This is a genomic window from Dapis purpurea BLCC-M126 (genome assembly GCF_050015975.1).
GTDB lineage: Bacteria > Cyanobacteriota > Cyanobacteriia > Cyanobacteriales > Microcoleaceae > Trichodesmium.
Genome location: NZ_JBNHER010000038.1, coordinates 1 through 5,042, shown reverse-complemented (window position 1 = coordinate 5,042; position 5,042 = coordinate 1). Strand labels below are relative to the sequence as shown.

Below are 5,042 nucleotides of genomic sequence, written 5' to 3'. Positions count from 1 at the left end.
CAAGCCGAAGAGCAGCGAAAACCGAAGCCAACAAGCGTGGACAAACCTTGAAATATAGGTGCGAAACTAGGTATAACCAACCTTGAAGAATCCTGCGATGTCAGGAGCCGTATGAGTTGGAAACTCTCATGTACGGTTTTGAAGTAGAGGTGAGGGATAGCGATATCCCCATCGACTACATCTGAATACTTATTATATGGTTTCGGAGATGGGGAGATGGAGACCAAACCCTAACCACTCTCCGGTGGGGAATTTAGCGAGATATATATTAAAGTAATTGAAAAAATTATAAACACATATCCTATGACCAGATTCTATGTGCAATTAACCGGATTTGATATGATAGGGTGATTTCGTATAAACTAACAATTTTAATCAAAACTGTTGTATTACCATTAGACATCTACAGAAAAAAGGGAGTAGGGGGAAAATTTGATGATTTATGTACGATAATTGATTTGATTTTTTATTATTAGAGATGTCTATTGTCAAATCTTTGCAAGAGAGCATTTTGCTCCTAGTCAGAAGTTATATCAAATCCGGTAGCATCGGTATAAAAAAGCAGAGAAACCGGGTTTATTAAATACCCCAGCATACTAACATCTACCTCCCATAAACCCGGTTTCTTATAATACTCCAAAGCAAGGGGATTTGATATTAGAAGTAATACCTGAGTTGGTATGAGCATTGATAAATGTCCTAACCTATTTCCTAATTTGAACAAATTTTATCTGAAATGAATTGTCAGCTTAACCACACTAATTACAATAGATAACCATTACAATGCACCATCACCCTTAAATTTTCTTAATCATTACAGTGAATCAAGAGATTTATGATCTAAATACCAAGATAATTTTAGTTATAGAAATAGGTATTTATGTCAGATTCTTTGTTTGATGATGCTAGCCGTAGATTAGAAAGAGCTTTAAAATATGTCTCTCTTTCAGAAGATACAAAAGAGCGCCTCAAATATCCTAAAGCTACTTTGATAGTTTCAATTCCTGTCCGTATGGATGATGGTTCATTACGAGTTTTTCAAGGTTATCGAGTTCGCTATGATGATACAAGAGGCCCGACAAAAGGTGGTATTCGTTATCATCCCAATGTGTCTATTGATGAGGTAAAATCTTTAGCTTTTTGGATGACTTTTAAATGTGCAGTTGTAAGCTTACCTTTTGGTGGAGCAAAGGGCGGCATTACTGTTAACCCGAAAGAATTATCTCGAATGGAATTAGAACGTTTGAGTCGGGGATATATCGACGCGATCGCTGATTTTATCGGTCCTGATGTAGATATTCCCGCACCTGATATGTACACTAACCCTATGATTATGGGTTGGATGATGGATCAATACAGTATTATTAGAAGACAATTAAGTCCGGCAGTTATTACGGGTAAACCTGTTACTATTGGTGGTAGTTTGGGGAGAAGTACAGCAACGGCAATGGGTGCTTTTTTTGGTATTGAAACTATCATGCCAAAGTTTAAATATATCCCACAAAAAACTACAGTAGCAGTCCAAGGATTTGGTAATGTTGGAGCACTTTTGGCAGAGTTACTTTGTCAGGCTGGTTATAAGGTGGTTGCTGTTAGTGATTCTCAGGGTGGTATTTATTCTCCCCATGGTTTAGATATTCCTAGTATTCGTCAATATAAAGAGTCTAATAAGGGTATTCAAGCTGTTTATTGTCAGGGTACTGTTTGTAATATTGTTGAGCATAAAGTTTTGACTAATGAAGAACTTTTGGCTTTGGATGTTGATATTTTAATTCCTGCTGCTTTGGAGAATCAAATTACTGAGGAAAATGTCAAAGATATTAAGGCAAAATTTATCTTTGAAGCTGCAAATGGTCCGACTACTTCTGCTGCAGATATAGTTTTAGAAGAGCGCGGAATTCATGTATTTCCTGATATTTTAATTAATGCTGGTGGTGTGACAGTAAGTTATTTTGAGTGGGTGCAAAATCGGAGTGGTTTGTATTGGACTTTGGATGAAGTTAATCAAAAATTAAAAGAAAAAATGGTAGTAGAAACAGAAAAGATTTGGCAAATATCTCAGGAGTTATCTATTTCTATGCGAACTGCTGCTTATGTGCATGGATTAAATAGATTGGGAGAGGCGATTAATGCTAAGGGAACTAGAGCTTTTTATGCCAAAGGTTAGTCAATAATTAATAATTAATATCAAATCTGGTTGAATACTTATTATATGGTTGGGGGGATGGGGGGATAGGGAGATGGGGAGATGGGGAGATGGTGGGATAGGGAGATGGGGAGATGGGGAGATGGGGAGATGGGGAGATGGGGAGATGGGGAGATGGAGACCAACCCCTAACTACTCTCCTCTCCGGTGGGGAATTTAGCGAGATATCTATTAAAGTAATTGAAAACAATTATAAACACATATCCTATGACCAGATTCTATGTGCAATTAACCGGATTTGATATAATAATTAATAATCACCTCTTCTTAAAAAGAACAGGATTAGTTAAAAGTAATTTTTTTGTTCTTTTGGTTGATTTGATATGGTGTTTAGCGCTCCGCACAACGCGCGTTTTGCTAGTGCAAAGCTCCGCTTTTTCCTGACGGAATGCTCCGCAAACATATTGCGTTTGCGTTAGCATTCCGTAGGAAAGCAAAACGGCTCTTAGTCAAAACGAAGTTGTGGGAGCGCAAAACTACCGCTTTTTTGTCCTTGTAAGGAGATACTCTAAACCTTAATTTTTCGGTTAATTCAAAAATTAAAAGTTAGATAAGGAGCAGTCGTATCTCAAAAGTTAGACAAATTTGAATCAAGAGACTTTTTATCCCAATAGTAGCGGATTTGATATAACTTTTTATTTTGTTAAGATATTACCAAAATAAAGACAAATAATTGCTTATAGTGATTTTAAGTTAGAGAGTTTAATCAAAAATTTTTGGCTTAAAAATTAATTAAACTTATGAAATATTTACCGATGTTCCTGAAGTAAAATGTAGTTAAAATTCAACTATTCTTCTCCAGTAAAATTTAGATTTAGCAGTTGCAATTAATATATAAAAATCTCATTCTGAGATGATTATTGCACCAATCTTGCTGAAAATTCAACGAAAGGTTAATTACAACATTAGTCTATTTTCTGGGGTAGATTTTAATATAGATTTCAGCCAAGGGTTAAATGGGTTTTGTGATTTTTTAATTAGTCGTTCAAAGGAACAACTTTTTATCCAAGCCCCTATATTAACAATTGTGGAAACTAAGAATGAAAATTTAAAATTTGGGTTAGGTCAATGTGTAGCAGAAATGGTGGCAGCACAGTTATTTAATCAGCAGGAAGGAAATCAAATTTCAACTATTTATGGTGCTGTGATTATTGGTACTATTTGACAGTTTCTTCAACTTGATTTAGATATTGTTTATATTGATTTGAGAGAGTATTATATTCGGCATATTCAGAAAATTTTAGGAATTTTGATGCAGGCAGTTAATTAATATAGGAATCAGGAATCAGATTTGAGACAGCGATAGAGAAGTTAGTAAATATTTTAGATGGAATAACTATAGGCATCCTCAATTATTGGTGATAATTATACTGTATACTTTTAGCAGTTAAACTGTTACCTAAAAATCTATAGCAATATGATTTAAGTTCTGAGATAAGTAGGTATGCGCGAATAAACGTCACGATGTAACAAAATGTTAAAGCAGTTGAAACCCTTGAGATTGCTTCCTTCCGCTCCGCTCCAGTCGCAATGACATACTTGTAAATTTTTTCACCTACCTACTTATTAGATAATTTTAGCTAAAAGCTAAAATTATCTACCTCACCAGTATCGGAATTGCTATAATTGAATCCAGAGACTTAATAAGAGGAATAGCAATGCAATTCCCAATAAATAAACTGAAAAAGTGGGGCTTATTCTTAGCAGCAATTTCTGTATTAAATGGAGCTTGTGCAGAAATTCCTGATTCTGCTTCTAAACCTCAAATGTCTAACACTTCAGATATTGCCCAAACGGTAAAAATATCTCAATTAAAAATAGCAGTTATACCTTACGTTAGTACAGAAGAACAGCAGAAGAGAATTCAACGCTTGGATGAATATTTAGAACAAGAATTAGAGATTCCTGTTGAAATTGAATTGAGTCAAGATTACGATACGACTGTTGATTTTTTGGTAAGTGGTAAGGTTAAAATGGCTTATTTGGGACCTTTCACTTATGTTAAAGCAAAACAGAAAAACCCAAACTTAGAACCCATTGTTGCCCATATTGAAAAGACTACTGGTCGCCCCTGGTACAAGAGCGTTATTGTTACTAGAAAAGATTCAGAAATTAATACTGTACAAGACCTAAGTGGGAAGCGATTTAGCTTTGTTAATAAGTCTTCTACTTCTGGATTTCTAGTTCCTTCTGCTTACTTTAAAAAATTAGGAATTATTCCAGAAAAAAAATTTTCAGCCGTTGAATATGCAGGTGGACATGATAAGAATGCACTAGCTTTAGCAGATGGAAAAGTTGATGCCATTGCTATTGAAAAGCAGACTTATATTCATTTAGAAAATCAAGGTTTATTGTCTAAAGATCGATATAAAATTATTTGGGAATCTGACCCAATTCCAAATTCTCCAATAGTTATTTCTACCGAACTACCAGTAGAATTTAAAACATCACTTCAGAAAGCCCTAATTAATGCCCCAGAAGGTTTAGTTGGTATTGGAGGTATTGAATCAGCAGGTTACACCTTGGTTTCAGACGAAGATTACGAACCTATACGAAAACTGCAAGAGTTGCTTAACGATCCATCCTAATCTAAGTTGGTATTTATGGTTAAATAATTTAAAATTTGGTGGAGAATTATATCCATCCAAATTTTGTTTAAAATTTTTTCTGTGCATCTTGCTAATTTCTCTTTATCTGAAACAATTTATGGTTTCAACAGTTAATTTACTCTAAAGTTTATGAAGCTTACAGCAAAATTTTTGAGTTCTTCTACTTTATGTTTTATATCATGTTCGGATGATCACTTATAATAAAACCAGAATCATTACAGTAGAGA

The 5,042-nt window shown here is 34.6% G+C and carries 4 protein-coding genes; all 4 read left to right on the top strand.

Translation table 11 applies throughout. The features are described from left to right. The first annotated feature begins 880 nt into the window (after positions 1–880). Positions 881–2,167: a Glu/Leu/Phe/Val family dehydrogenase gene (locus ACP6PL_RS04325; RefSeq protein WP_426542918.1), complete on the top strand. Its 1,287-nt coding sequence runs from the start codon at positions 881–883 to the stop codon at positions 2,165–2,167. A gap of 73 nt (positions 2,168–2,240) precedes the next feature. Beyond that, positions 2,241–2,366: a hypothetical protein gene (locus tag ACP6PL_RS04320; RefSeq protein WP_426542916.1), complete on the top strand. Its 126-nt coding sequence runs from the start codon at positions 2,241–2,243 to the stop codon at positions 2,364–2,366. Positions 2,367–3,059: 693 nt separating this feature from the next. Next, the gene (locus ACP6PL_RS04315) at positions 3,060–3,371 is read left to right on the top strand and encodes a hypothetical protein (protein WP_426542914.1); all 312 of its coding nucleotides are present in this window, start codon (positions 3,060–3,062) and stop codon (positions 3,369–3,371) included. A gap of 493 nt (positions 3,372–3,864) precedes the next feature. Continuing rightward, complete coding sequence (locus ACP6PL_RS04310) at positions 3,865–4,794, top strand: phosphate/phosphite/phosphonate ABC transporter substrate-binding protein (RefSeq protein ID WP_426542912.1); 930 nt, start codon at positions 3,865–3,867, stop codon at positions 4,792–4,794. Positions 4,795–5,042: the final 248 nt, after the last annotated feature.

Coding starts and splice junctions, on each gene's coding strand:
- ACP6PL_RS04325 (WP_426542918.1), top strand. CDS start 881: ATGTCAGATTCTTTGTTTGATGATGCTAGCCGTAGATTAGAAAGAGCT.
- ACP6PL_RS04320 (WP_426542916.1), top strand. CDS start 2,241: ATGGGGAGATGGGGAGATGGTGGGATAGGGAGATGGGGAGATGGGGAG.
- ACP6PL_RS04315 (WP_426542914.1), top strand. CDS start 3,060: ATGATTATTGCACCAATCTTGCTGAAAATTCAACGAAAGGTTAATTAC.
- ACP6PL_RS04310 (WP_426542912.1), top strand. CDS start 3,865: ATGCAATTCCCAATAAATAAACTGAAAAAGTGGGGCTTATTCTTAGCA.